General features: G+C 70.6%; 20 protein-coding genes. 10 read left to right on the top strand and 10 right to left on the bottom strand.

Translation table 11 applies throughout. From position 1 onward, the window contains the following. Positions 1–91 precede the first annotated feature (91 nt). From ACIQOE_RS37130 to ACIQOE_RS37115, 4 genes are all read right to left on the bottom strand, one after another. A complete protein-coding gene (locus tag ACIQOE_RS37130) occupies positions 92–823 on the bottom strand; it encodes an HAD family hydrolase (RefSeq protein WP_365558905.1) in 732 nt (243 codons plus the stop codon). An 83-nt stretch (positions 824–906) separates the two neighbouring features. Continuing rightward, complete coding sequence (gene gltX / locus ACIQOE_RS37125) at positions 907–2,391, bottom strand: glutamate--tRNA ligase (RefSeq protein ID WP_401416361.1); 1,485 nt, start codon at positions 2,389–2,391, stop codon at positions 907–909. Beyond that, positions 2,384–3,169, bottom strand: coding sequence for a fumarylacetoacetate hydrolase family protein (locus ACIQOE_RS37120; protein ID WP_351323502.1), 786 nt, complete (start codon positions 3,167–3,169; stop codon positions 2,384–2,386). The genes gltX and ACIQOE_RS37120 overlap by 8 nt, the downstream gene beginning before the upstream one ends. A 132-nt stretch (positions 3,170–3,301) precedes the next feature. Then, positions 3,302–3,490, bottom strand: a complete 189-nt coding sequence (locus ACIQOE_RS37115) for a hypothetical protein (RefSeq protein ID WP_351323635.1) — start codon at positions 3,488–3,490, stop codon at positions 3,302–3,304. 572 nt (positions 3,491–4,062) lie between these two features. Here ACIQOE_RS37115 and ACIQOE_RS37110 point away from each other — a divergent pair. The 8 genes from ACIQOE_RS37110 (at position 4,063) to ACIQOE_RS37075 (ending at position 14,802) form a co-directional block, all read left to right on the top strand. Then, positions 4,063–7,998 carry a nitrate- and nitrite sensing domain-containing protein gene (locus tag ACIQOE_RS37110; protein WP_401416358.1) on the top strand — a complete coding sequence of 1,312 codons (3,936 nt, stop codon included), beginning with the start codon at positions 4,063–4,065 and terminating at the stop codon, positions 7,996–7,998. A 9-nt stretch (positions 7,999–8,007) separates the two neighbouring features. Further along, positions 8,008–8,421: a roadblock/LC7 domain-containing protein gene (locus ACIQOE_RS37105; RefSeq protein ID WP_121890767.1), complete on the top strand. Its 414-nt coding sequence runs from the start codon at positions 8,008–8,010 to the stop codon at positions 8,419–8,421. Between the two features lie 111 nt (positions 8,422–8,532). After that, positions 8,533–8,931, top strand: coding sequence for a DUF742 domain-containing protein (locus ACIQOE_RS37100; RefSeq protein WP_019058642.1), 399 nt, complete (start codon positions 8,533–8,535; stop codon positions 8,929–8,931). Continuing rightward, the gene (locus ACIQOE_RS37095; RefSeq protein ID WP_046729249.1) at positions 8,912–9,487 is read left to right on the top strand and encodes an ATP/GTP-binding protein; all 576 of its coding nucleotides are present in this window, start codon (positions 8,912–8,914) and stop codon (positions 9,485–9,487) included. The genes ACIQOE_RS37100 and ACIQOE_RS37095 overlap by 20 nt, the downstream gene beginning before the upstream one ends. Positions 9,488–9,868: 381 nt before the next feature. Then, on the top strand, positions 9,869–13,150 hold the full coding sequence (locus tag ACIQOE_RS37090) for a nitrate- and nitrite sensing domain-containing protein (protein WP_351323500.1): 3,282 nt from the start codon (positions 9,869–9,871) through the stop codon (positions 13,148–13,150). A 10-nt stretch (positions 13,151–13,160) separates the two neighbouring features. Beyond that, entirely contained in the window at positions 13,161–13,574 is a 414-nt protein-coding gene (locus tag ACIQOE_RS37085) for a roadblock/LC7 domain-containing protein (RefSeq protein ID WP_005479603.1), read from the top strand. A gap of 96 nt (positions 13,575–13,670) precedes the next feature. Further along, positions 13,671–14,240: a DUF742 domain-containing protein gene (locus tag ACIQOE_RS37080; RefSeq protein ID WP_351323499.1), complete on the top strand. Its 570-nt coding sequence runs from the start codon at positions 13,671–13,673 to the stop codon at positions 14,238–14,240. Beyond that, a complete protein-coding gene (locus ACIQOE_RS37075) occupies positions 14,221–14,802 on the top strand; it encodes an ATP/GTP-binding protein (RefSeq protein WP_046729246.1) in 582 nt (193 codons plus the stop codon). The genes ACIQOE_RS37080 and ACIQOE_RS37075 overlap by 20 nt, the downstream gene beginning before the upstream one ends. A 218-nt stretch (positions 14,803–15,020) precedes the next feature. Here the strand turns inward: ACIQOE_RS37075 and ACIQOE_RS37070 are convergent, their stop codons facing one another. Further along, a complete protein-coding gene (locus tag ACIQOE_RS37070; RefSeq protein ID WP_351323498.1) occupies positions 15,021–15,221 on the bottom strand; it encodes an acyl-CoA carboxylase subunit epsilon in 201 nt (66 codons plus the stop codon). Positions 15,222–15,256: 35 nt separating this feature from the next. Next, the gene (locus tag ACIQOE_RS37065; protein WP_365558898.1) at positions 15,257–16,852 is read right to left on the bottom strand and encodes an acyl-CoA carboxylase subunit beta; all 1,596 of its coding nucleotides are present in this window, start codon (positions 16,850–16,852) and stop codon (positions 15,257–15,259) included. A gap of 443 nt (positions 16,853–17,295) precedes the next feature. Here ACIQOE_RS37065 and ACIQOE_RS37060 point away from each other — a divergent pair, with 443 nt between their 5' ends. Then, positions 17,296–17,889, top strand: coding sequence for a YceI family protein (locus ACIQOE_RS37060; protein WP_351323495.1), 594 nt, complete (start codon positions 17,296–17,298; stop codon positions 17,887–17,889). 99 nt (positions 17,890–17,988) lie between these two features. Here ACIQOE_RS37060 and ACIQOE_RS37055 read toward each other — a convergent pair whose 3' ends face one another. Genes ACIQOE_RS37055 through ACIQOE_RS37040 form a run of 4 tightly spaced genes read right to left on the bottom strand, consistent with a single transcriptional unit; the run spans position 17,989 to position 23,756 of the window. Then, positions 17,989–18,573 carry a YdeI/OmpD-associated family protein gene (locus tag ACIQOE_RS37055; protein WP_365558896.1) on the bottom strand — a complete coding sequence of 195 codons (585 nt, stop codon included), beginning with the start codon at positions 18,571–18,573 and terminating at the stop codon, positions 17,989–17,991. Between the two features lie 37 nt (positions 18,574–18,610). Continuing rightward, complete coding sequence (locus ACIQOE_RS37050; protein ID WP_365558895.1) at positions 18,611–19,294, bottom strand: DUF899 family protein; 684 nt, start codon at positions 19,292–19,294, stop codon at positions 18,611–18,613. Between the two features lie 53 nt (positions 19,295–19,347). Then, positions 19,348–20,703 (bottom strand): hypothetical protein, encoded by a 1,356-nt coding sequence (locus ACIQOE_RS37045; RefSeq protein WP_401416351.1) that lies wholly within the window; start codon positions 20,701–20,703, stop codon positions 19,348–19,350. Between the two features lie 41 nt (positions 20,704–20,744). Then, positions 20,745–23,756, bottom strand: coding sequence for a glycoside hydrolase family 3 protein (locus ACIQOE_RS37040; protein WP_401416349.1), 3,012 nt, complete (start codon positions 23,754–23,756; stop codon positions 20,745–20,747). A gap of 127 nt (positions 23,757–23,883) precedes the next feature. Between ACIQOE_RS37040 and ACIQOE_RS37035 the strand changes: the two genes are divergently transcribed. Further along, positions 23,884–25,746: a lectin gene (locus tag ACIQOE_RS37035; RefSeq protein ID WP_401416347.1), complete on the top strand. Its 1,863-nt coding sequence runs from the start codon at positions 23,884–23,886 to the stop codon at positions 25,744–25,746. Positions 25,747–25,778 lie beyond the last annotated feature (32 nt).

Raw genomic sequence — 25,778 nt, 5'->3', positions numbered from 1 at the left:
CTGGAACGCAATCCCCTGAAGGGATCTTGCTCTAGCTTCGCGCCTCCGGTTCCGGCCTTTCGGCCCGCTCCCCGGCGGCGCAGGAAGAACATTACCTGAAGGTGGACGGGGCTCCAAAACGGGTATCGGCGTGGAGGATCGCGGGCAGTTCGGCGAGGGAGCCGATCCGGTGACCGCCGGCCGGCGCGCTCCCGGTCCCGTGCCGGTCGAGCCAGACGGACAGCAGCCCGGCGTCCGCGGCACCGCGTCCGTCGATCTCCGGGTGGTCACCGACGTAGGCGACCTGGTGCGGAGCGAGTTCCAGCGCCTCGCAGGCGGCGAGGAAGGCACCGGCCGCGGGCTTGGAGACGCCCAGCTCGGCGGCGCACAGGACGGCCTCGAAGCGGTCGTGCACACCGAGCGTGCGCAGCTTGTGGTCCTGGACGTGCAGGCTGGAGTTGGAGAGCACGGCGTGCCGGTAGCCGGCCGCGAGCGCGTCCAGGGCGGGCAGGACGTCCGGGAAGAGCGTCCAGGCCGCCTCGTAGTGGGTCCGGTACCGGCGGAACCAGGCGCCGGCCTCCTCGTCGGTCAGCTCCTCGCCCAGGAACACCCGCACCCGGTCCAGGCGCTGCCCCTCGAAGGTGACCTCGCCCGCGGCGAACCGCGCCCACTGCGCGTCGGTGATCGCCCGCCACCGCACCAGCGCGGCCGCCACGCCCTCCTCGCCCCCTTCGCCCGCGAGCAGTCCCTCCGCCGCCAGGTGCGCCCGCATGCCCTCGCGGTCGGCGCTCGTGTAGTCGAAGAGAGTGTCGTCCACGTCCCAGACCACGGCCCTGATCGTCATGGCACCGACCGTACTCCGGCCGGGACGCGCGAGGGGCGGCGCCCGGTGGTCACCGGGTGCCGCCCCTCGGGCGCGTGCGCGGGTCAGGCGCTCAGCCTCGCCAGTGCCGTGTCGATCCGCGCCAGGGTCTTCTCCTTGCCCAGGATCTCCAGGGACTCGAAGAGCGGCAGGCCGACCGTGCGGCCGGTGACGGCGACCCGGACCGGGGCCTGCGCCTTGCCGAGCTTGAGGCCGTGGGCCTCACCGGCGGCCAGGACGGCCTCCTTCAGGGACTCCGGGGAGGTCCAGTCGGCCGACTCCAGCTTCTCGCGGGCCGTGGTCAGCAGCGCGTCGCTGCCCTCCTTCATCGCCTTCGCCCACGACGCCTCGTCGGAGACCGGCTCGGGCAGGAACAGGAAGTCGACGTTGTCGGTGATCTCCGACAGGACCTTCAGACGGGTCTGGGCGTGCGGGGCGATCGCCTGCCACTTCGCCTCGTCGAAGTCCTCCGGCGCCCAGGGCGCGACCGGAGCCTTCAGCCAGGGGGCGCAGCGCTCCGTGAAGTCCTTCACGTCCAGCATGCGGATGTGGTCGGCGTTGATCGCCTCGCACTTCTTCAGGTCGAAGCGGGCCGGGTTGGGGTTCACGTCCGAGATCTCGAACGCGGCCACCATCTCCTCGACGGAGAAGATGTCCTGGTCGGCGGAGAACGACCAGCCGAGCAGCGAGAGGTAGTTCAGCAGGCCCTCGGGGAGGAAGCCGCGCTCGCGGTAGAGGTTGAGCGAGGACTCCGGGTCGCGCTTGGAGAGCTTCTTGTTGCCCTCGCCCATGACGTACGGGAGGTGGCCGAAGGCCGGGACCTGCTGGGCGATGCCCAGCTCGATGAGCGCCTTGTAGAGGGCGATCTGGCGCGGGGTGGAGGAGAGCAGGTCCTCGCCGCGCAGGACGTGGGTGATCTCCATCAGGGCGTCGTCGACCGGGTTGACCAGCGTGTACAGCGGGGCGCCGTTCGCGCGGACGATGCCGTAGTCCGGGACGTTCTCCGGGGTGAAGGTCAGCTCACCGCGGACCAGGTCCGTGAAGGTGATCGTCTCGTCGGGCATCCGGAAGCGGACGATCGGGGTGCGGCCCTGCGCCTTGTACTCCGCCACCTGGTCGGCGGTCAGGTCGCGGCAGTGGCCGTCGTAGCCGGACGGCCGGCCGGCGGCGCGGGCGGCGTCGCGGCGGGTGTCCAGCTCCTCCTGGGAGCAGTAGCAGTGGTAGGCGTGGCCGGCGTCGAGCAGCTTGCGGGCGACGTCGGCGTAGACGTCCATGCGCTGCGACTGGCGGTACGGCGCGTGCGGGCCGCCGATCTCGGGGCCCTCGTCCCAGTCGAAGCCCAGCCAGCGCATCGCGTCGAGCAGCTGGCCGTAGGACTCCTCGGAGTCGCGGGCCGCGTCGGTGTCCTCGATGCGGAAGACCAGCGTGCCCTGGTGGTGCCGGGCGAACGCCCAGTTGAACAGGGCGGTGCGGACCAGGCCCACGTGGGGGTTACCGGTGGGCGAGGGGCAGAAACGGACGCGTACGGGGGAGCCGGGTGCGCTAGCCACGCTTGACAACCTTGTTGGTGAGAGTGCCGATGCCTTCGATGGTGACGGCGACCTCGTCGCCGACGTTGAGGGGGCCGACCCCTGCCGGGGTGCCGGTGAGGATCACGTCGCCGGGGAGCAGCGTCATGGCCTCGGTGATGTTGACGACGAGGTCCGCGATGGAGTGGATCATCTCGCTCGAACGGCCGAGCTGGCGCTGTTCGCCGTTGACCGTGAGCTGGATCGTCAGGTCGGACGCGGCGGCGAGGTCCAGGTCCGTCTCCACCCAGGGGCCGAGCGGGCAGGCCGTGTCGAAGCCCTTGGCCCGGGCCCACTGCTTCTCCCGCTTCTGGACGTCGCGGGCGGTGACGTCGTTGGCGCAGGTGTAGCCGAGGATGACGTCCTGGACGCGCTCGCGCGGGACCTCGCGGCACAGGCGGCCGATGACCACGGCCAGTTCGGCCTCGTGGTGGAGTTCCTCGGAGAACGCCGGGTACTGGATCTCGTCGCCTGGGCCGATCACCGAGGTGGAGGGCTTGAAGAAGGCGAAGGGGGCGTCGGGGACCTCGTTGCCCAGCTCCCTGGCGTGCTCCGCGTAGTTGCGCCCGAAGGCGACGACCTTGTTGGGGAGCACCGGCGGGAGCAGCCGTACCTTGTTCAGCGGGACCTTCGTGCCGGAGAGCTCGAAGTCCGCGAACGGAATGCCCTTGATGATGTCGAGGACGAGTTCGTCCTGCTTGTCGCCCTCGACGGCGCCGAAGGCGACGTTCCCGTCGATGGAGAACCTGGCGATGCGCACGGGATCCTGGCGCCCCTCACTGAACCGGCTGGAGTCTGACACTCCAGGCTAGCGCGGCAGGGGGCGGCCGCCGTGAGAGCGACCCGGTGACCGGGTGCGCGGACGGCCGGCGGCCGTGTCCCGTACCGGCGGCTACTCGGCGGCCGCGGTCGCGACCGGGATCTCCATGAGGATGGTGCGCCGCGGGTTGGCGGTCTGGGCCGGGAGGTCGAGGGAGTGCTCGGGGAGGTCCGGGGTCTGCAGTTCCTCGGCGTCCTTGAGGTGGGCGAGGGTGGTGCGCCGGGGGTTGGCTATGTTGCGGAACATCATCGTCGTCTTCACGGTTGTCGTGGACCCCGTCATGTGTCGGTTGGCAGAGACTTCCCTCTTGTAAAGCGCCAGGCTAAACATCGAATTCCCGGCGGAAGCCGCCAACCGGCCGCGATCCTCATGTGAGTTTGCTCACGGCGGCAAGCTCAAAGCGGTCATTCCGGGCCCGCAACTCCCCGTTCCGAAACGGACATTGGCGAACTGAACCTGTCATTCCGCTCCTGATCATGGCGACTGGGACACGAGTGACGCGCCTGCGACTGGCAGGGATACGTCCGTTATGTACGCGATCGACTTCGACATCTCGTAACGTGTCACTCACAGGCTGTCACGGAGGTCACAGCTCGGTCCACGGCCCTTGTTGGAGATCCGGCACTGTGCTGGAATTCCACGGACCGCCGCGGGATCCAGCCGGCGCGCAGGGGCGCAACGCAGCGCCGGGTGGCGGCGAGACAGGGGGAGCCAGCGCCGGTCACACTCACGACCAACAGGGGGCGCGCATTCAGGGCGCTCCCCCCTATCAACGCCGACACCGTGTCACTCCGTTCAGCGGAGGGGCGCCTGGTCCAGAGGTTGCGACGCTAGTGCAGGGACGTTTCAAGAGGGATGGCAGCGCTTCGGCGGAGCCGGAGGCGCACGGCGGGACCGACCGCGGTTCCTCGCCCCAGCACGCCCAGAACCAGGGCCCGGCCCCGGCCGGCGGTGGTGACGGCGGCGAGCGCTCCGGGCGCCCCGCCGTGTCGGCGTCTTCGACGGCTCCGGGATCTTCGGGTCCCCAGCCGGCCGCCACACCGGCGCCCACGATCAAGCCCGCCTCGGGCCCGTCCAACCCCGGCTCGCGCATAGCCCTGCGCAACTGGCGCATCTCCACGCGCCTGGTGTCGCTGCTCGCGCTCCCCGTGGTGGCGGCGACCTCGCTGGGCGCGGTCCGTATCAACCAGTCGCTCGACGACATCCAGCAGCTCGACAACATCAAGCTGCTGACCGACATGACCAAGCAGGCCACCGAGCTGGCCGCCGCCCTCCAGGACGAGCGCGACTTCACGGCCGGTCCGCTGGCGCACGGCCAGTCGGTCACCAGCATCGCGGTCAAGAGCAAAGAGGCCCAGACCGACCGGGCCCGCGAGAACTTCCTCAACGCCTCCGAGGAAATCGACACCGCGAGCAAGAACGGTCAGCTCCAGGGCGTCCGCGACAGCCTCGTCGGTCTGGCCGGCCAGCTGGACGACCTGGCGAAGATCCGCAAGGACGCCTATCAGCAGAAGGAGAACTCGACCCAGACGGTCGAGGCCTACCACCGGCTGATCACCCAGCTGATCGACCTGTCGCAGGACATGGCGCAGGCCTCCAGCAACCCGGAGATGATCCAGCGCACCCGCGCCCTGGCGGCGTTCTCCACCGCCAAGGAGTACGCGTCGGTGCAGCGAGCGGTCATCGCCGCGGCCCTGCCGGCCAACAACAAGAACATCGGAAACCTCTCCGAGAACGACCGCCTCTACGGTGAGTCGGCCCAGGAGAGCGAGACCTCCGAGCTGACGATCTTCCGGAAGATCTACGCGGGCAACGCCGCCGAGCTGCTCAAGCCGGTCGACGAGAACAACCCGACGATCGAGGCCGCCAACACCTACGCCAAGCGCGCGCTGGGTGCCCAGAACGGCCTGAACGAACTGGCCAAGCGGTCCTACCTCGACTGGGTGGACGACAGCTCGACCAAGATCGAGCAGATGAAGAAGATCGAGCACACGCTGCTCGAGGACATGGAGCAGAAGGCCCGCGAGCTGCGGTCCTCCTCCGAGCAGGAAGCGATCATCTCCGGCGCGCTGATCCTGCTCGTCCTCGGCGTGTCGCTGGTCGGCGCCTTCATCGTGGCCCGGTCCATGATCCGCTCGCTGCGCCGCCTGCAGGAGACCGCCACCAAGGTCGCCCAGGACCGCCTGCCCGAGCTGGTCAAGCAGCTCTCCGAGTCCGACCCGCAGGACGTCGACACGTCCGTGGAGTCGGTCGGTGTGCACTCCCGGGACGAGATCGGCCAGGTGGCCGCGGCCTTCGACGACGTGCACCGCGAGGCGGTCCGCCTCGCCGCCGAGCAGGCCCTGCTGCGGGGCAACGTCAACGCGATGTTCACCAACCTCTCGCGCCGCTCCCAGGGCCTCATCCAGCGTCAGCTCTCGCTCATCTCCGAACTGGAGTCCCGCGAGGCCGACCCGGACCAGCTGTCCTCGCTCTTCAAGCTCGACCACCTCGCGACCCGTATGCGCCGGAACGGTGAGAACCTTCTGGTCCTCGCGGGCGAGGAGCCCGGCCGCCGCTGGACCCGCCCGGTCCCGCTGGTCGACGTGCTCCGCGCCGCCGCCTCCGAGGTGGAGCAGTACGAGCGCATCGAACTGGCCGCCGTGCCGACCACCGAAGTGGCCGGCCGCGTGGTCAACGACCTCGTGCACCTGCTCGCCGAGCTGCTGGAGAACGCCACCTCGTTCTCCTCGCCGCAGACCAAGGTCAAGGTCACCGGTCACGCGCTGCCCGACGGGCGGGTCCTGATCGAGATCCACGACACCGGCATCGGCCTCTCCCCCGAGGACCTGGCGGCGATCAACGAGCGGCTCGCCTCGCCGCCCACCGTGGACGTCTCGGTCTCCCGCCGCATGGGTCTGTTCGTGGTCGGCCGGCTGTCCCAGCGGCACGGCATCCGCATCCAGCTCCGTCCCTCCGACTCCGGCGGCACGACCGCGCTGGTCATGCTCCCGGTCGACGTCGCCCAGGGCGGCAAGAAGCCCGCTCCCGGCAAGCCCGGCGCCCCGGCCTCCGGCGGTCCGGCCGCCGCGCAGGCCGCCGCGGGTGCGGCCGCGGCCCGTCGGGGCGGCGGCCAGGGCGGCGCCGGCGGTCCGCTCGGCGCGGGTGCTCCCGCCCCGGCCCTCGGCGGCGGCGCGGCAGGCGCCCGCGGCGGTGCCCTCGGTGCGGGCTCTCCCTCCGGCGGCCTGCTCGGCGCCGGTGCGGCGCGCGGACAGGTCGGCGCGGGCCAGGGTCCCAGGGCCGCGCTGCCCGGTGCGGGCCAGAACGGCGGCCGTCCCGGCGCGCCGGGCGGTGCCCGCGGCCAGCAGGGGCCGGCGGCTCCGCAGCAGGGCCGGTCCAACGGCGGCGGCGCCTTCGGCGACCAGGACGCGTTCGGCAACCGGCAGGACTCCTTCGGCGCTCAGGACGCCTTCGGCAACCGGGGTCCGGTCCCGCCGCAGCGTTCCGGCTCCCCCTCCGACCAGGGCCGTCAGCCCCAGCTGCCGCCGCGCGGTGGTCCGCGGGCCGAGCTGCCCGGCGGCAACCCGCAGCAGGGCCGGCCCAGCTGGAGCGACGACAACGCCCAGCCCCCGCTCTCCCGTGCCTCGCTGGACACCCCGCGCGGCCACGACGAGCAGGACCCGTCCCAGACCGCGCCGATGCCCCGCATCGACGACCGGCAGGACCTGGGCGCCACCTCGCAGATGCCGGCGATCCCGCAGGGGCCGTCGTCCACCGGCGAGTTCCCCCGCCCGGACTTCAACCAGCCGAACAACGCGCAGCACACGGGCTCGTACCCGCGTCCGGGCATGAACGGACCGCAGGACACCGGCTCCTTCCCGCGCCCCGACGTCAACGGCCGCCAGGACACGGGTTCCTTCCCGCGGCCCGACGTCAACGGCCAGCAGGACGGCGGGCAGTTCGTCCGCTCCGACGTCTTCGGCGGGCAGGGCGGGCCGCAGGGCACTGCCCACACCACCGGCCAGTACGCCGCTCCGCAGGCCTACGACAACGGTTCCACCGGTCAGTACGCCGCCCCGCAGGCCTACGACAACGGCTCGGCCGGTCAGCACTCGCTGCCCGGCCGCCAGAACGGCTACCCGGACAACGGCCGCCACACCACGGGCCAGTTCGAGCGGCCCGGCACCAACGGCCGCGGCATGGACTTCGGCGCCGCCCAGCGCCAGCCCGCCCCGCCGGTCCGCCAGGAGCCCGAGGCGCTGCCGCCGGCCAGCGGTCCCGGCGACGGCCGTACCCCGCTGTACGACACGCTGGAGACCAACTGGTTCCACGGCGGTCAGCAGGAACAGCAGCAGCCGCACCAGCAGCAGCCGCAGCCGCAGCCGCAGCCGCAGCCGCAGCAGAGCAACGGCCACGGGATCGGCTCGGCGCCGCTCCCGCCCGTTCCTGCCCAGCCGCCGGCTCCGGCCGCCGCGGCCCCCCAGCGTCCCGCCCAGGCGGCCTGGCGCACCTCCCCGAACGACGATCTCGTTCGGCAGGCGGAGCGCGTACGGCAGCCGGCGGCGGGCGGTGTCACCACCTCCGGTCTGCCGCGCCGGGTGCCCAGGGCGAACCTCGTCCCGGGCACGGCTCAGCAGCAGCAGCACCACACCGGTCCGCAGGTCTCGCGTGCGCCTGATGACGTCCGCGGCCGGCTGACCAATCTCCGTCGGGGTATCGCGCAGGGTCGGCAGGCCGGCGGCCCGCAGACCGGCAGCTTCCCGAGCCCCACTCACCAGCAGGAGCGTTAGTTGAGTCCGATGAGCCAGGCGGCACAGAACCTCAACTGGTTGATCACCAACTTCGTGGACAACACCCCAGGTGTGTCCCACACCGTCGTCGTGTCCGCCGACGGTCTCCTTCTGGCGATGTCCGAAGGCTTCCCCCGCGACCGCGCCGATCAGCTGGCGGCCGTCGCGTCCGGGCTCACCTCGTTGACGGCCGGGGCGTCCCGGATCTTCGAGGGCGGCGACGTGGCGCAGACGGTCGTCGAGATGGAACGCGGCTTTCTGTTCCTGATGTCCATCTCGGACGGGTCGTCCCTCGCGGTCCTGGCCCACCCCGAGTGCGACATCGGCCTCGTCGGCTACGAGATGGCGCTCCTGGTCGACCGCGCGGGCGCGGTGCTCACGCCCGACCTGCGTGCCGAACTGCAAGGCAGTCTGCTCCACTGACCGCCCCGGAACCAACCCACCTCACCAAATCACCGTCCGGCCGCCACAATCCCCCCACCGGCCACGTCCGACGGCACGACTGACCGACTTGCTGTCCCGCCCGGAGGAACGATGACCCCGCCCACCGCCTCTCATGATCCGTACGCGGAGCCGTACGGGGACGAGGGCGACCAGCCGCTGGTACGTCCTTACGCGATGACCGGCGGCCGGACCCGGCCCCGCTATCAGCTCGCCATCGAGGCGCTGATCAGCACGACGGCCGACCCGGCAGCGCTCATGGGGCTGCTCCCGGAGCACCAGCGCATCTGCCACCTGTGCCGTGAGGTGAAGTCGGTCGCCGAGGTCTCGGCGCTGCTCGCCATGCCGCTGGGTGTGGCCCGGATCCTGGTGGCCGACCTCGCCGAGGCCGGCCTGGTCGCCATCCACCAGCCGGGCGGCGACGAGAACAACGGTGGCGCACCTGACGTGACGCTGCTCGAAAGGGTGCTCAGTGGACTTCGCAAGCTCTGACGGAGGCCGGGCCACCACCTCCGCGAAGATCGTGGTGGCGGGCGGCTTCGGCGTCGGCAAGACCACGTTCGTGGGAGCGGTCTCCGAGATCAACCCGCTGCGCACGGAGGCCGTCATGACGTCCGCCTCGGCGGGCATCGACGACCTCACCCACACCGGGGACAAGACCACCACGACGGTGGCCATGGACTTCGGCCGTATCACGCTCGACCAGGACCTGATCCTCTACCTGTTCGGCACGCCCGGCCAGGACCGTTTCTGGTTCATGTGGGACGACCTGGTACGCGGCGCGATCGGCGCGGTGGTGCTCGTGGACACCCGGCGTCTGGCCGACTGTTTTCCCGCGGTGGACTATTTCGAGAACAGCGGTCTGCCGTTCGTCATAGCCCTCAACGGCTTCGACGGGCACCAGCCGTACACGCCCGAAGAAGTCCGCGAGGCGCTGCAGATCGGTCCGGACGCTCCGATCATCACCACGGACGCCCGGCACCGCGCCGACGCCAAGAGTGCGCTGATCACGCTGGTGGAGCACGCGCTCATGGCACGGCTGCGGTAGCACCCAAGTCATTCGTCGTGTACGGCAGTTGTCGTACGGAAACCGGAGCCGGCTGTGGCCTTTGACACGGTCGGCTCCGGTGTTCATAACGTTTCGGCAGAGGAATCGGGTGGTATCGCCACGCGTCGCGGTCACGTGGTGCCGCTGCGCGCACAACAGCCCCGCCTTTTGGCGGGGCTCGCTCTTTATGACCGTTTTATCTGGGCCTTACAAGAGCACGTTCCCCCGCTTTCCGCTGTTTGGAAGTGCGCAGGCCCCCATGCTGGAATGCCTGAACTGCCCAGTAGTCAAGAACGTACTGAGTAGTGGTCTGTGACACACCGGGCTCTGAGAGACTGCGGCACGACGACAGGTGCCCGCCGCCGAGAGGTTGTTGGTCGAGTGAGGCGAAGCAAGAACGGTCCCGAGCCGTCGGCGCGGGGCAACTTCACCCCGCCGCCGCGCGCCGCGGCGCCCTCCCCTGTGCCTGCCGCGGAACCACCGGCCGGGCCCGCGAAGAGCGGCGGCCGTTTCTCGCCGCGCAACTGGCGCGTGCCGACCAGGCTGAACGCGATCCTGCTCATACCCGTGACCGTCGGTCTCGTCATGGGCGGCTTCCAGGTCAAGAGCTCCATCGACACCTGGAACGAGGCCCGCGACGCGGAGAACACCGCGCGCCTGGTCCGTGCCTCCCTCACCTACGCGGACGCGCTCTACCAGGAGCGTGACGTCACCGCCGCTCCCCTGCTCAAGGGCTCGCTGCAGAACGCCGCGGACAAGAAGACGGTCTCCGACGCCCGCGCCAACACCGACAAGGCCGCCGACGCCTTCGACGCGGCCGCGCAGAACATGCCGCAGAAGCCCGGTCTGGAGCGCCGCCTCAAACTCTTCCGCGAGGCCGAGCCCAAGCTCGTCAGCCTCCGCGCCGCGGCGTACACGACCAAGCTCACCGGCGTGAAGACCGAAGAGGGGTACGTCGAGGTCGCCCACCCCCTGACGGAGTTCGCCAACGAGCTCGGTCTGGGCACCGGAAACATCACCTCCTACGGCCGTACCGTCTACGCCATCGCGCTCACCAAGTCGGCCCTGTCGCTGGAGCGCTCGATCGGCATGCACCTGCTGGTCAAGCCGGGTCCCGACGCCGGCAACCTGGCCAGCCAGCGGGTGGCGCTGTCGTCGTACGCCTACCTGGAGGGCATCGCCGTCGAGGAGTACATCGGCGGTGGCACCGAGGCGGACGCGCAGAAGCTGACCGACCTCCAGTCGAAGATCAAGAGCGACGGCGCGGCCCTGGTGCAGCAGGCCAAGGCCAAGGACCCGAACTACGTGGCCCCGCCGTCCAAGGACAACGCGATGGTCTCGGCGCTGGCGACGCTGCAGGACACCGATCCCAGCACCCGCCAGGCGCTGGCCTCCCAGGGCGTCACCGCCGAGAACTGGTGGGCGGTCAACACCCTCAAGTACAACGCCTACCGCACGATCGAGTCGGACATGGCCGACAAGGCGGTGAGCGAGGCCTCCGACATCGCCGACAACGCGAAGACGGACGCGTTCATCACGGGTGCCGCGGTCGTGGTCGCGCTGCTCGCCGCCTTCATCCTGGCCGGCATGGTGGCCCGCCAGATGTCGCGCTCGATGCGCCAGCTGCGCAACGCCGCCTTCGGCATCGCCGAGCAGCGCCTGCCGATGCTGGTCGACCAGCTCTCCCGCACCGACCCGGGCCGGGTCGACACCCGGGTGGCGCCGATCCCGATCACCTCGACCGACGAGATCGGCGAAGTCGCCCGCGCCTTCGACCAGGTCCACCGCGAGGCGGTCCGGCTCGCCGCGGAGCAGGCCCTGCTGCGGGGCAACATCAACGCGATCTTCACCAACCTCTCGCGCCGCAACCAGTCGCTGATCGAGGGCCAGCTGACCCTGATCACCGACCTGGAGAACAACGAGGCCGACCCGGACCAGCTGGAGAACCTCTTCCGCCTGGACCACCTCGCGACCCGTATGCGCCGCAACGGCGAGAACCTCCTGGTCCTCGCCGGCGAGGAGCCCGGCCGCCGCTGGGACCAGCCGGTCCCGCTGGTGGACGTGCTGCGCGCCGCCTCCTCCGAGGTGGAGCAGTACGAGCGCATCGAGCTCTCCGGCGTGCCGGAGGCCGAGATCCACGGCCGTGCGGTCACCGACCTCGTGCACCTGCTGGCCGAGCTGCTGGAGAACGCCACCACGTTCTCCTCGCCGCAGACGAAGGTCCGCGTCACCGCGACCCGTCTGCCGGACGGCCGCATCATGATCGAGATCCACGACAAGGGCATCGGCCTCACCGCCGAGGACTTCGCGGACATCAACCACAAGCTGGCCAACCCGCCGACCGTGGACGCCGCGATCTCCCAGCGGATGGGTCTCTTCGTGGTCGGCCGGCTCTCCGACCGGCACGGCATCCGGGTCCAGCTGCGCCCCTCCGGCGAGCAGGCCGGCACCACCTCGCTGGTCATGCTGCCGGACGCCATCACCCACGGTGGCGGTGGCGAGCAGGCGCTGGACCGCGACGAGTTCACCGTCTCGCAGATCATCCCGGAGCAGCAGTTCCAGGCCGAGAACTTCGTCCAGCAGCCGCAGCTCCAGCCGATGCGCACGGCGGCCGAGCTGGGCTTCGACGACAGCCGCTACGTGGAGGTCCCGGACGACATCCGCGACCTGGACCCCGTCGGCCGTTCCCTGATGCGCGAGGAGCGCCGTGCGGCCCTGGAGGCCCAGGCGCAGCCCCCGCAGCCCGGACAGCTCCCGGGGACGCCCCAGGAGACCGCCGAGATACCGGCGTACGTCGACGAGTTCGACAGAGGACAGCAGGGCTACGACAACGGCGGTACGGGCTTCCAGGAGCAGCCGGCGGGTTTCGACGCCGGTCAGCAGTACCAGGAGCAGCCGCAGGGCGCGTACGAGGAGCAGTACTACGCGCCGAACGGCGGCCTGCCGCAGAACGACACGTTCGCGCCGGACGCCTTCACCGGCAACGGCGGCTATCCGGAACCGGACTATCCGGAACAGGCCCAGGAGGAGCCCGCGGCCTCGGCCGACTCCTTCCAGGGGTTCGGCGAGCAGCCCTACCAGGACGACTGGCCCCAGCAGGGGCAGCGGCAGGACGGCTACCAGAACGGCTATCCGGCCCAGTACGCTCCGGAAGCGGAATCTTCGCAGGCCGGTGACGTGGCGGAGCGGAACCGCGTAGGCTTCGACCGTCCGGGAGCGGCCCCCGCCGCCGGCCACCGGCTGACCGACGCCGGGCTCCCCCGCAGGGGATCCGGCGGCCCGAACGGCGCGGCTCCCGCGCAGCAGGCTCCGGCCTCGGGTCCGACGGCCTCGGCTCCGGAGTCCAACGGCGACGGCGACTGGCGTTCGGCGAACGACGAGCGCTGGCAGCAGGCCTCGCAGCTGCGCAAGCCCAAGGCCGGCGGAGTCACCTCCTCCGGGCTGCCGAGGCGGGTCCCCAAGGCCAACCTGGTCGAGGGAGCCGCCGAGAACACCCCCCAGGGAGGCCCCCAGGTCTCCCGCGCCCCGGAGGACATCCGGGGCAGACTGAGCAACCTGCGCAGAGGCGTCCAGCGCGGACGCGACGCAGGCAGTGAAACGAACGGCCAGGCCACTGGGAATCAGCACAGTGGTCCTGACAGCACCTACAACCAGGAGCGTTAGTGTGAGCCCGATGAGCCAGGCGGCACAGAACCTGAACTGGTTGATCACCAACTTCGTGGACAACACCCCGGGGGTGTCCCACACGGTGGTGGTCTCCGCCGACGGACTCCTTCTGGCGATGTCCGAAGGCTTCCCCCGCGACCGCGCCGACCAGCTCGCGGCCGTCGCCTCCGGCCTGACGTCGCTGACGGCAGGCGCCTCCCGGATCTTCGAGGGCGGCAGCGTGAATCAGACGGTTGTGGAGATGGAACGGGGATTCCTGTTCATCATGTCCGTATCCGATGGTTCCTCGTTGGCCGTTCTGGCCCACCCGGAGGCCGACATCGGCCTGATTGGGTACGAGATGGCCCTTTTGGTGGACCGCGCGGGCACGGTTCTTACCCCGGATCTGCGGGCGGAACTCCAGGGAAGCCTTCTCAACTAACAGTCAGACGGTGCGTTTTCGCGTCCCGGGGCCGTAAGGTTTCGGGACGCGGCTCCACAGGGATGGGTGCCCGGCACGGTCGGAGGAGGAGAGAAAGTGGCAACACCCCCAGGCGGTTCGAATAACGGCAACTGGTCGTACGGTCCCGCGCAGGGTCACGGCGACGGTTCCGCGAACCGGTACAACTTCCCCTCCACGCCCAGCCACCGGCAGCCGTACGCCCCGCAGGGCCCCGGCCCGTCGCCGTACGACCAGCCGCCGGCGCCCCGCATCCAGCCGGTGCAGCCGCAGCGCCGTCCCGAACCGGCGCCGGCCTCGGCGTCGAACAACCCCTTGGTGCGTCCGTACGCCATGACCGGCGGCCGGACCCGCCCGCGGTACCAGCTCGCCATCGAGGCGCTGGTGCACACCACCGCGCAGCCGCACCAGATGCAGGGCCAGTTGCCCGAGCATCAGCGGATCTGCACCCTCTGCCGTGAGATCAAGTCGGTGGCCGAAGTCTCGGCCCTCCTGTCGATCCCTCTCGGCGTGGCCAGGATCCTCGTCGCCGACTTGGCGGAGGCGGGCCTGGTCGCCATCCATCAGCCCGGCGGCGACGAGAACGCCGGTGGCCAGCCAGACGTGACACTGCTCGAAAGGGTGCTCAGTGGACTTCGCAAGCTCTAGCGGCGGTCCTTCCCGCTCCACCACCTCCGCGAAGATCGTGGTGGCGGGCGGCTTCGGCGTGGGCAAGACCACGTTCGTCGGTGCCGTCTCGGAGATCAACCCGCTGCGCACAGAGGCCGTGATGACGTCCGCGTCTGCCGGCATCGACGACCTCACCCACACCGGGGACAAGACGACCACCACGGTCGCCATGGACTTCGGCCGCATCACCCTGGACCAGGACCTGATCCTGTACCTGTTCGGCACGCCCGGCCAGGACCGTTTCTGGTTCATGTGGGACGACCTGGTACGCGGCGCGATCGGCGCCATCGTCCTCGTGGACACCCGCCGGCTCGCCGACTGCTTCCCCGCGGTCGACTACTTCGAGAACTCGGGTCTCCCCTTCGTCATCGCCCTCAACGGCTTCGACGGCAATCAGCCGTACAACCCGGAAGAGGTGCGCGAGGCGCTCCAGATCGGTCCCGACACCCCGATCATCACGACCGACGCGCGGCACCGTGCCGACGCGAAGTCGGCGCTGATCACCCTGGTCGAGCACGCCCTGATGGCGCGCCTGCGGTAGCTTTCGGCGGCCCGGTCGCCACGGCCGGTCGCACGCCGACCGCGGGTGGTTCGTGGCTGGTCGCGCAGTTCCTCCCCCAGCGCCCCTGAAGGGGTGCTTCTCCGGGCCCCTTCCCGTGAAGGGGCCCGAATCTTTTCCCTCCGGGCGCGCACGGCGGAAGGGCCCCTCTGAAGCCAGAGGGGCCCTTCCGCCGTGCTTGCCGTGGCTGAGCGGCCGGCCTAGCCGTGCCAGCTGTGCGGGGCGCGGAAGCCGTTCTCGCGCTCCAGACGGCGCCAGGCGGCCTTCGCGCGGCCGCGGTGGGACTGCTCGGTGTCGGCGGTCGGCCGGGCTGCCGCACGGGCCAGGAGCACCGCCGTGATGGCGGCGACTTCCTCCGGGTCGGCATGGCCCTTCTCGACGCGGATGTCAGGCACGTTCATGGGTGTCAGTCTCCGTGAGAGAGGTTTCCGCAGGATTACTGCGGGGGGTTGCCGTGCTTACGGGACGGCAGGTCGGCGTGCTTGGTGTGCAGCATCGCCAGCGACCTGGCGAGCACCTCGCGGGTCGCCGCCGGGTCGATGACGTCGTCGACCAGGCCGCGCTCGGCCGCGTAGTAGGGGTGCATGAGCTCGGCCTTGTACTCCTTGACCATCTTCTGCCGCATGGCCTCGGGGTCCTCGGCGGAGGCGATCTGCCGGCGGAAGATCACGTTGGCGGCGCCCTCGGCACCCATGACCGCGATCTCGTTCGTCGGCCAGGCGTACGTCAGGTCGGCACCGATCGACTGGGAGTCCATGACGATGTAGGCACCTCCGTACGCCTTGCGCAGGATCAGGGAGATCCGGGGCACGGTCGCGTTGCAGTAGGCGTAGAGGAGCTTCGCGCCGTGGCGGATGATCCCGCCGTGCTCCTGGTCGACACCGGGGAGGAAGCCCGGTACGTCCAGGAAGGTGACGATCGGAACATTGAAAGCGTCACACATCTGAACAAAGCGCGCAGCTTTTTCGCTCGCCTCGATGTCCAGGACGCCGGCGAGGACCTGGGGCTGGTTGGCGACGATGCCGACCACCTGGCCGTCGATCCGGGCCAGCGCGCAGATGATGTTCCGCGCCCAGCGCTCGTGGACCTCCAGGTACTCGCCGTCGTCGACGATCTCCTCGATGACCTTGGTCATGTCGTAGGGCCGGTTGCCGTCGGCCGGGACGAGGTCGAGCAGGACGTCGCTGCGGCGGTCCAGGGGGTCCGTGGACTCGACGCTCGGCGGGTTCTCGCGGTTGTTCTGCGGGAGCAGCGACAGGAGGTAGCGGACCTCCGCGATGCAGGTCTCCTCGTCGTCGTACGCGAAGTGGCAGACGCCGGAGGTCTCGGCGTGCACGTCGGCGCCGCCGAGGCCGTTCTGGGTGATCTCCTCGCCGGTGACCGCCTTGACGACGTCCGGGCCGGTGATGAACATCTGCGAGGTCTCGCGGACCATGAAGACGAAGTCGGTGAGGGCGGGGCTGTAGGCCGCGCCGCCCGCGCACGGGCCGAGCATCACGGAGATCTGCGGGATGACGCCGGACGCCTTGGTGTTGCGCTGGAAGATGCCGCCGTAGCCGGCGAGCGCCGAGACGCCCTCCTGGATCCGGGCGCCGGCGCCGTCGTTCAGGGAGACCAGCGGCGCGCCGGCCGCGATGGCCATGTCCATGATCTTGTGGATCTTGGTGGCGTGGGCCTCGCCCAGCGCGCCGCCGAAGATCCGGAAGTCGTGGGCGTAGACGAAGACCGTGCGGCCCTCGACCGTGCCCCAGCCCGTGACGACGCCGTCGGTGTAGGGCTTCTTGGCCTCCAGGCCGAAGCCGACCGCGCGGTGCCTGCGCAGCTGCTCGACCTCCTGGAAGGAGTCCGGGTCCAGGAGCAGCTCGATGCGCTCCCGGGCCGTCAGCTTGCCCTTGGCATGCTGCGCCTCGGTCGCCTTCTCGCTGGGTCCCGCCACGGCCGCCGCACGGATCTCGTGCAGCTCGGCGACCCGCCCGCGCGCGTCCGTCGGCTCGCCGGTGGGCTCACCCGTCGTCTCTTCCAAAACGGTCATGTAGTGACCTTACGAAGGACACCAAGGATTGCGAGACGTCGACTCCGTACAGTCTCCGAAGCGTTTTCCTGGAAGCACTGAACAGAACCAGAACCGCATGCAGCCGTTCCGACTGCTCAGGGGGCTGTGGTGTTGTAGGGGTGCCACAAAGAGGAAGCCTGAGACGCGCCTCACATTCATGGCCGGCGCGTACCACCCCCGGAGTGAAGGGCCCCTCGAACGGCGGGCCCCGCGTGCCGGAACGGCTTCCCTCCGAGCCTAGCCGCAGTCGCGCCACACCGTCACGCCGCGTGGCGGGCGGCCCGGCTTGCCACTACGTTCCGTAAGGGTCGCGACACGCGAACCAATGATGTTGAACGTTGTACGGAATAGGACTACGGTGGTCGCCGTTGAGTTCGTTGAACGTTAAACATCAACGACCCGTCCCCCTCAAGGAGCACGTCATGGGCATCTTCGGCCGCAAGAACGACGACACCGCGACCGCCGCCGGCGCCGACACCGCGACGCTGACCGGCGACTACACGCTCGACCCGGCGCACACCACGCTCGGTTTCGTGGCGCGCCACGCGATGGTCACCAACGTCAAGGGCCACTTCGAGCAGTTCGAGGGCACCCTGCACCTGGACGGCTCGGACCCGGCGAAGTCCACCGCCTCCCTCGACATCGTCATGGACAGCATCACCACCGGCACCCCGGACCGTGACGCGCACCTGAAGTCGGCGGACTTCTTCAAGACGGACGAGTTCCCGACGATGACCTTCCGCTCCACCAAGGCCGAGGCGCTGGGCGGGGACGACTACCGCATCACCGGCGACCTGACGATCCTCGGTGTCACCAAGCCCGTCACCATCGACCTGGAGTTCAACGGCGCGGCCAAGGACCCGTTCGGCAACGAGCGCGTCGGCTTCGAGGGCAAGGCCGAGATCAAGCGCTCCGACTGGGGCGTGACCTGGAACGCGGCGCTGGAGACCGGTGGCGTCCTGGTCTCCGACAAGATCAAGCTGAACTTCGACATCTCGGCGATCAAGAACGCCTGAGCCCTCGGCACGGACCGCCGCGGCCCCCGGGCCCGGCCCTCCTCCCGACCGTCCGCAGCGCCCGCCCTCCCCGTTACCGCACGGAGGCCGGGCGCTCGGTCATGTCCGGGGCCGGGCGGCCAGCCGGTCCAGGGCGACCGCCAGCCTGGCGGCCCGGCCCTTCGGCGTACGGGCCGTGAGCAGCGGGAAGATCACCTGGTACCGGTCCGTCCGTCCGAGGACGCCGAAGGCCGCCGCGGCTTCGGGATCGCGTTCCAGCGCCGCCGCCAGGTCCTCGGGGACCCGGGCCTCGCTCTGCGGCTCGTACGCCGCCGCCCACCGCCCGTCCGCCCGCGCCGCGGCCACCTCCGCGAGGCCCGCGGGACGCATCCGGCCGGCCGCGGTCAGCTCCGCCACCCGGCGCACGTTGACCGTGGACCAGATGCTGCCCGGCCGGCGCGGAGTGATCTTCTGCAGGAAGTACGCCGTGTCCAGCGCTCTGCGCTGTCCGGTGATCCAGCCGTGGCACAGGGCGACGTCGTTGACCTCGGCCCAGGTGACCGAGGCCAGGCCCGCGCCCTTCTTGGCGACCTTCACCCAGAGGCCGGGATGCGGAGCCGGGTGGGCGGTGAGCCAGGCGTCCAGGTCGGGGACGGCGGCGAAGGCCCTGGCGCGGGAGGTGTCGGCGGCGTCGTGTGCGGTCATGGCGCCACCGTAGGAGGGAAATAGGCCGGCTTCCGTCCTAGTAGTCGGTGGCCGGGTACCAGTCCCCGCGTCCTTGCGGGGTGAGGTCGAGAAGGTGCCAGACGGGGGTCAGCAGGTCGATGCCGCGCTCCTGGATGTCGTCGGCCAGGCGCGGGTGGGCCGAGTAGGCGTGCCGGACCGTGCCGTCGCCGTCGCGGGTGAGGACGGAGACCGTCGAGTCCTGTTCGCCGTTCTCGTCCTCGCTGCCCAGGTCGTACTTGAACGTGCTGTCGCCGCAGCTGAGCAGCCGCAGCCGGTGCCAGCCGCGGTCACGGGCGTATCCGCGCAGGGCGGCCGGGTCGGCGGCCGCGGCGACGACGAAGTCCGCCTTCCTGGCCACGTGGTGGGCGATGCCGTTGTAGCCGTCGATCCACATCGTGCACATCGGGCACGGCTCGGTCTGCCGCTTGCCGTACATGAAGTGGTAGACGATGAGCGGCCGTTCGGGAGCGGAGAACAGCTCGCCGAGCGCGACCTCGCGCACCGGGGCGTCGCCCGCGCCGAGATCGCGGGGTCCCTCCAGGAAGACGTAGTCCTCGACGGCCGGTCCCGGCGGCAGCGCCCGCCGCAGCGCCGCCACCTCCTCCCGCCGCCGCATCAGCCCGATCTCGGCCCGGCGCAGCTCCTCCCGGGCCCGGAGGTACTCCTCGGACTCCCCTGCCGGCCTCGTCCGCCGCACCATCGCGTCCTCCTGGGGTAGGTCGGGGCCCCGCGGGGAGCCCCGGAAAGGCCCGCTCAGAATCCGCCGCCGAAGTCCCCGCTGTCGCCGCCTCCGCCGCCGAAGTCCCCGCCGCCGCCGAAGTCGCCGAAGTCGCCGGGGTCGAAGTCCGCGCCCGACAGGTCGCCGCCCTGGTAGCCGCCGGAGGAGAAGTCGCCGTATCCGGTGCCGTAGTCCGCGCCGTAGGCGGGAGCGGACATCCAGCCGCCGAGGGCCGTGCCGACGAGGAGGCCGGGCAGCAGGCCGCCGCCGAAGTAGCCGCCCGCCCACGGGCCGTAGGCCGGTCCGGCGTCCCAGTAGGGGCGGCGGCCCTGGTCGGTGTCGACCTCGCGGACCGCCGGGTCGCGGCCGTCGGCAAGCCGGGTGGCGTCGGCCGCGCAGACCGGGACCTCGCGGGCCGAGCCGCCGGCCGGGGTCCAGGTGGCGTCGGTGACCGAGGGGCCGTGCCGGGGGTCGAAGAAGCACGGCGACCGGCGTTCGGGCAGCGGCCTGCCCTCGCGGCGGGCGGCGAGGGCGGCCAGCGAGAAGCGGCCGTCCTGAAGGGCCTGGGTGACGGCCCGTACGTCCTCGGGTCTGCGGGCCTCGCTCATGTACTGCTTCGCCTGGTCGTAGGCGTTCAGCGCGTGCTCGTAGTCGCCGCGCATGGCGTCGTCGGCGCCCGGTTCGGACGGGTGGAAGTCGAGCCGGTCCAGTTCCTCGCCGAAGGCGGTGATGTCCTCGTCCACGACCACCCTCAGCCGGTCCAGGGCGGCCCGCTGTTCCTCCGCGTGACGCCTGCGGCCGCGGCGGGCCAGGGCGTAGGCGCCGGCGCCGCCGGCCACGACCACCGCGCCGACGGTGATCAGCGCCGTGCCGGAGACGCCGGAGCCGGAGGTGCCGCCGCCCCAGGACGAGGGTGCCCTGCCGCCCAGGTTGGCCAGGGCGCGGTCGGTGAAGTCGGTGAGCTGGGTGGGCGCGGGCTCGCCCTGGACGCTGGTGACCAGGTTCCGCACGCCCGTCCGGGACAGCACCGAGGAGTCGGCGCGGGCGTCGAAGCGGTCGCCGAGCCGGACCGCGTACAGGCCGGTGACGCCGGTGGCGGTGCGCAGGTCGGTGAAGAGGTTCTCGGTCGGGTAGCCGGCCGGCAGGACCGCGACGAACAGGGGTTTGTCCGCGTCCTTGATCTGCCGGGCCAGGGTGTCGGCCTCGGCGGCGGACAGCTGCGCGGCGGCCGCCGGGTCGACGTACACCGGGCTCTTGCGGAGGGCGGCGGCGATCGTCGAGACACCGGTGGCCGCCGTGGCCTCGGGTGCGAACGCCGTGAGGGCGATCACCAGCAGGGCCAGCAGCAGGCCTGGGAGGCTTCGGGTCCGGATCCGCAGCACGGCCTTCATGTGTCGCAATGTACCCGAAGCCTCCCATAACCAGTCATTTCTTATGCTGCCGCGTAGGCCTCCCGCAGCTTCTCCACCGCCGCCGCGTACTTGCCGGTCAGCAGCAGGTGGTCGGCGTCGGCGAAGGGCTTCGAGACGGCCGCGGTGACCGACTGCCCGATCCTGTCCTGCACCAGCAGCCGCGCCTTGTCGACCAGCTTCCGGCCGGCCGCGGCGGAGCCCGTCCGCTCCGCGGCCTTCGCCGCGATGCCGAGCGCCCGCAGGGTGGCGTCGCCGCCCTTGGGTGCCTTGGTCAGGGTCGTCAGGCCCCAGCCGTACGGGTACTGCGGGTCGTAGGCCGTGTCGCCGACGTTGATCGGCAGCTGGGCCTCGGACTTCGGCCAGGTCACCGGAAGCTGCCCGGTGAAGGCCTTCTTCCCGTAGAGCACGTCGGCCACGCCGTCGCCCTCGGTGCCCGGCAGCCAGGACGCCACCAGGGAGTCGATCTCGCCGAGCCGGTCGCCGATCAGCTGCGGCCGCCCGGAGACGATCAGCACCGCGCACTTCATGGCCGCGCAGACCTTGTCCACGGCGGCCTGGTCGGCCGGGGTCAGCGCCAGGTCGTTGCCGTTGCCGACGTCTCCGACGCCCTCGGCGTACGGGGTCTCGCCGACGACGACCACCCCCACGTCGTAGCCGCCGGTCGGCGCCGAGGCGTCCTTGGAGTAGGTGACGTTCCCGCCGGCGTTCTTCATGCCCTGGAGGATGGTGGTGCCGGTGGTGTGGGTACCGGACTGGCCCTGCCAGGTGATGGTCCAGCCGCCGGTCTGGTTGCCGAGGTCGTCGGCGTTGGAGCCGGCGACGTACACCTTCTGCGACTTCTTCAGCGGCAGGACCGCGCTGTCGTTCTTCAGCAGCACCTGGGACTCGGCGGCCGCCTGGCGGGCCACCGCGCGGTGCCCCGCGGAGCCGATCTTCGAGGCCCCGCTGGTGTCGGCGTACGGGTGCTCGAACAGGCCCAGTTCGAACTTCTGCGTGAGGATCCGGGAGACCGCGTCGTCGATCCGCCCCACGGTGACCCGGCCCGCGCTCACCTGGTCGGTGAGGGTCTTGGTGAAGTCCTGGTAGCTGTAGGGGACCATCATCATGTCGACGCCGGCGTTGACGGCCGTGCTGACATGGGCCGGGTAGTCGCCGGGGAGCTGGTCGATGGCGTTCCAGTCGCTGATCACGAAGCCGTCGAAGCCCATCCGGCCCTTGAGCACCCCGTTGATCATGTCGCCGCGGGCGTGCATCTTCACGGGGCCCAGGCCGTCGCCCGCGATGTCGAGCGAGGAGTACGACGGCATGACCGTGCCGATGCCCCGGTCGACCGCGGTCTGGTACGGCGCCAGGTGGATGTCCTCCAGCTGCTGCCGGGTGACCTTGGTGACGCCCTGGTCGATCGTGTACGACCCGGTGGTCGAGGAGCCGTACGCGGTGCCGCCGTCGCCGACGAAGTGCTTGGCGGTGGCCAGGACCTTGTCGTCGTCCTTGAGGTCGCGTCCGTCAGCGCGGCCCTGGAGGCCCTGGATCATGGTCTCCATGGACTTGACCAGCGCCGGGTCCTCGCCGAAGGACTCGTAGGAGCGGCCCCAGCGTTCGTCACGGGTGACGCAGAGGCAGGGCGCGAAGTCCCAGGGGACGCCGGTGGCGCGGACCTCGGCGGCCGTCACCGCGCCGGTGTCCTCGGCGATGGCGGGGTCGCGGGTGGCGCCGATGCCGATGTTGTGCGGCATGATCGTGGCGCCGGCCAGGTTGTTGTGGCCGTGCACCGCGTCGACGCCGTAGATCAGCGGGATCTGGAACCTGGTCGCCTGCGCCCGGAGCTGGAAGCCGTCGATCATCTTCGCCCAGGCGTCCGCGGTGTTGGGCGTCGGTGTGGAGCCGCCGCCGGAGAGCAGCGAGCCGAGGTCGTAGGCGGCGACGTCACCGCCGTTGCCGACGGCTCCGCGCTCGGCCTGGGTCATCTGGCCGACCTTCTCGGCCAGGGACATCCGGGACAGCAGGTCGGCGACCCGCTTCTTCACGGGCAGCTTGCTGTCCAGGTACGGGAGTCCGTGCGCGTCGATGACCACCTGCGGGGTCTCGGCGGGGGCCTTGGCGCCGGTGACGGTGAGCTTGAGCGGGACGGTCTCGGCGGATTCGGCGGACCGGTCGTCCAGCGTGCGCACCCTGACGGTCTGCGTGGCGCCGGAGACCGTGCCGGCCGGGAAGGTGAGGGTGCCGGAGACCGGGGCGTAGTCCTTGCCGGACGTGGCGGTGCCGCCGGCGCTCTGGTAGGCGACCGTCACGGGCTCGTCCAGCGGGGCGGAGCCGGTGGTGGCGACGGAGACCTTCACCGAGGCGGTGCGGCCCTCCCGCACCGGGTAGACGGCGGCGTCCGTGGTGACCGAGGCGCGCAGCGACTGGTCGGCCTTGCCGTACAGCTCCACGTCGTCCATGGCGAAGTGCCCCTGGACGCCGACGGGGAGGGTGAGCGCGTAGCCCCACATCCGGTCCAGGCCGAGGACGTGGTCGATGCCGCCGACGGGCTGGTAGTCGGTCCGGTACACGAAGTCCGTGAACGGGATCTCGATCTGCTTCCAGCCGGTGAAGTCGTCGGTGAAGGACGTCGTCCACAGCTCGGAGGCCTCGCCGTCGGCGCCGCCGTCCTTGATCTCGAAGGCGATCTTCTTGCCGTTGTCCTGGCCGTCCCACCAGAAGCGGATGCCCTTGTGGGCGGACCAGTCGTGGGCGGGTTCGGTGGCGGCGAAGTCGTGGGTGAAGCCGCCGTAGCCGCTGATGTCGTACGTCCCGGCGAGGACCTTGGCGCCCTCGGGGGCGTCCGCCCGGTCGGCGAGCTGCAGAGCGGGCGGGTCGTCGCTGTCGCCTCCCCAGGTGAAGATGCCCTCGGCGGGCTGGGAGGCGAAGGGGACCTCGCCCTCGAAGCGGTCGACGGGGGTGGGTGCGGGGTCGTCGGCGGCGCGGGCCGCGGACAGGGGCATCAGGGCTGCGAGCAGAGCGGTGGACACGAGCAGGGCGGTTCTTGGCATAGACCTTCCCTCGACTCTCTGGTTCACTCGGGGCTCTCACAGTTCACTCATGGCTTAGATCACGACGTGAGTTAACTAACGGCTCGCACCCCCGTCAAGACGTCCCGTCAGGAAGGGCGATGTGTCCATGAGAACCACCCCCCACACCATCCGGCTGATCCTGGCCGGACTGCTCACCGTGGCCGGCATCTCCGCGGTCGTACCGTCCGCGCACGCGGCCGGTGAGCAGGTCACGGCGTACCTCACCACCACCGACGACTCCGGCGGCCGCCATGTCACGCGCGGCCTCCAGGCCCAGACGCCGTTCGCCTTCCAGTCCGGCAGCGGCGGCGGCGAGAACATCACCGTCGACGAGAACACCCGCTACCAGACCTTCACCGGCGGCGGCGCCTCCTTCACCGACACCGCGGCCTGGCTGATGAACAGCAGCGGGGCGCTGTCCCAGGCCACCCGCGACGCCACCATGAAGAAGCTGTTCTCGCCCACGGACGGGATCGGGCTGTCGTTCCTGCGCAATCCGATGGGCGCCTCGGACCTGGCCCGCTACGGGTACACGTACGACGACGTGCCGGCCGGGCAGAGCGACCCGAACCTCAACAGCTTCTCCATCTCCCACGACCTGGCGGACGTCGTCCCGCTCACCAAGCAGGCACTCCAGCTGAACCCGTCCGCGACTGTCATGGCCTCGCCATGGACGGCGCCGGCCTGGATGAAGGACAGCGGCTCGCTCAACGGCGGCTGGCTCAAGTCGGAGGACTACGGCGCCTACGCCTCGTACTTCGTGAAGTACCTCCAGGCCTACCAGGCGCAGGGCGTGAAGGTCTCCTACGTCACCCCGCAGAACGAGCCGACCTGCTGCTCCGGCTACCCCTCGATGAGCTGGAACGCCTCGGGCCTGCAGTACTTCCTCAAGAGCGAACTGCTGCCGAAGCTCCAGGCCGCCGGGCTCTCCACCAAGGTCCTCGCGCACGACTGGAACTGGGACGTCTACGACTCCTACGCGGCCGCGAGCGTGGACGACGCGGCGATCCGCAACCATCCCAACTTCGGCGGCATCGCCTGGCACGGCTACGGCGGCGACATCAACAAGCAGACCACCGTGCACAACCAGTACCCGAACCTCGACGCCTTCGGCACCGAGCACTCCGGCGGCACCTGGATCGCCAACCAGCAGCGCGAGGACATGAACAACATCATCGACTACACCCGCAACTGGGCGAAGTCGGTGACCAAGTGGTCGCTGGCCGTGGACCAGAACATGGGCCCGCACAACGGCGGTTGCGGCACCTGCACCGGGCTGATCACCGTGCACAACGGCGACGGCGCGAGCGGGACCGTCGACTACACGGTCGAGTACTACACGATGGGGCACCTGACGAAGTTCGTCCGGCCCGGCGCGCAGCGGATCGCCTCCACCGCGTCCTCCGCGGTGCCGAACGTGGCCTGGCGCAACCCGGACGGCTCCAAGGCGCTCATCGCCTACAACGACGCCTCCGCCGCCAAGACCGTCACCATCAACTGGGGCGGCCAGCACGCCACCTACTCGCTGCCCGGCAAGACCTCGGCGACCTTCACCTGGTCCGGCACCCAGTCGGGCGGCGGCGCCCAGAGCGGCGCCTTCACGGGCCTGGCGAACAAGTGCCTGGACGTGGCGGGCGGTTCGGCCGCCAACGGCACCGCCGTGCAGCTCTACGACTGCAACGGCTCCACCGCCCAGCAGTGGACCGTGCAGTCCGACGGCTCGGTCCGCGCCCTCGGCAAGTGCCTGGACGTGACCTCGGCGTCGACGGCGAACGGCGCGAAGGTCCAGTTGTACGACTGCAACGGGACCGGCGCGCAGCAGTGGTCGTACAACGCCTCGACGGGTGACGTGGTGAACGCGGCGGCGAACAAGTGTCTGGACGTCACGGACAACTCGTCGGCGAACGGGGCGCGCGCCCAGATCTGGACGTGCACCGGAGCCGCCAACCAGAAGTGGCACCTGCAGTAGCGAGGCGGTGCGGCGGAGCGAGCCGGGGGCTG

It is taken from the genome of Streptomyces sp. NPDC091282, assembly GCF_044757385.1.
GTDB classification, from domain to species: Bacteria; Actinomycetota; Actinomycetes; order Streptomycetales; family Streptomycetaceae; genus Streptomyces; species Streptomyces gramineus.
This window is presented reverse-complemented; position numbering and strand designations above follow the sequence as displayed.

Coding starts and splice junctions, on each gene's coding strand:
- ACIQOE_RS37130 (WP_365558905.1), bottom strand. CDS start 823: ATGACGATCAGGGCCGTGGTCTGGGACGTGGACGACACTCTCTTCGAC.
- ACIQOE_RS37105 (WP_121890767.1), top strand. CDS start 8,008: ATGAGCCAGGCGGCACAGAACCTCAACTGGTTGATCACCAACTTCGTG.
- ACIQOE_RS37100 (WP_019058642.1), top strand. CDS start 8,533: ATGACCCCGCCCACCGCCTCTCATGATCCGTACGCGGAGCCGTACGGG.
- ACIQOE_RS37085 (WP_005479603.1), top strand. CDS start 13,161: ATGAGCCAGGCGGCACAGAACCTGAACTGGTTGATCACCAACTTCGTG.
- ACIQOE_RS37070 (WP_351323498.1), bottom strand. CDS start 15,221: ATGAACGTGCCTGACATCCGCGTCGAGAAGGGCCATGCCGACCCGGAG.
- ACIQOE_RS37065 (WP_365558898.1), bottom strand. CDS start 16,852: ATGACCGTTTTGGAAGAGACGACGGGTGAGCCCACCGGCGAGCCGACG.
- ACIQOE_RS37060 (WP_351323495.1), top strand. CDS start 17,296: ATGGGCATCTTCGGCCGCAAGAACGACGACACCGCGACCGCCGCCGGC.
- ACIQOE_RS37055 (WP_365558896.1), bottom strand. CDS start 18,573: ATGACCGCACACGACGCCGCCGACACCTCCCGCGCCAGGGCCTTCGCC.
- ACIQOE_RS37050 (WP_365558895.1), bottom strand. CDS start 19,294: ATGGTGCGGCGGACGAGGCCGGCAGGGGAGTCCGAGGAGTACCTCCGG.
- ACIQOE_RS37045 (WP_401416351.1), bottom strand. CDS start 20,703: ATGAAGGCCGTGCTGCGGATCCGGACCCGAAGCCTCCCAGGCCTGCTG.
- ACIQOE_RS37040 (WP_401416349.1), bottom strand. CDS start 23,756: ATGCCAAGAACCGCCCTGCTCGTGTCCACCGCTCTGCTCGCAGCCCTG.
- ACIQOE_RS37035 (WP_401416347.1), top strand. CDS start 23,884: ATGAGAACCACCCCCCACACCATCCGGCTGATCCTGGCCGGACTGCTC.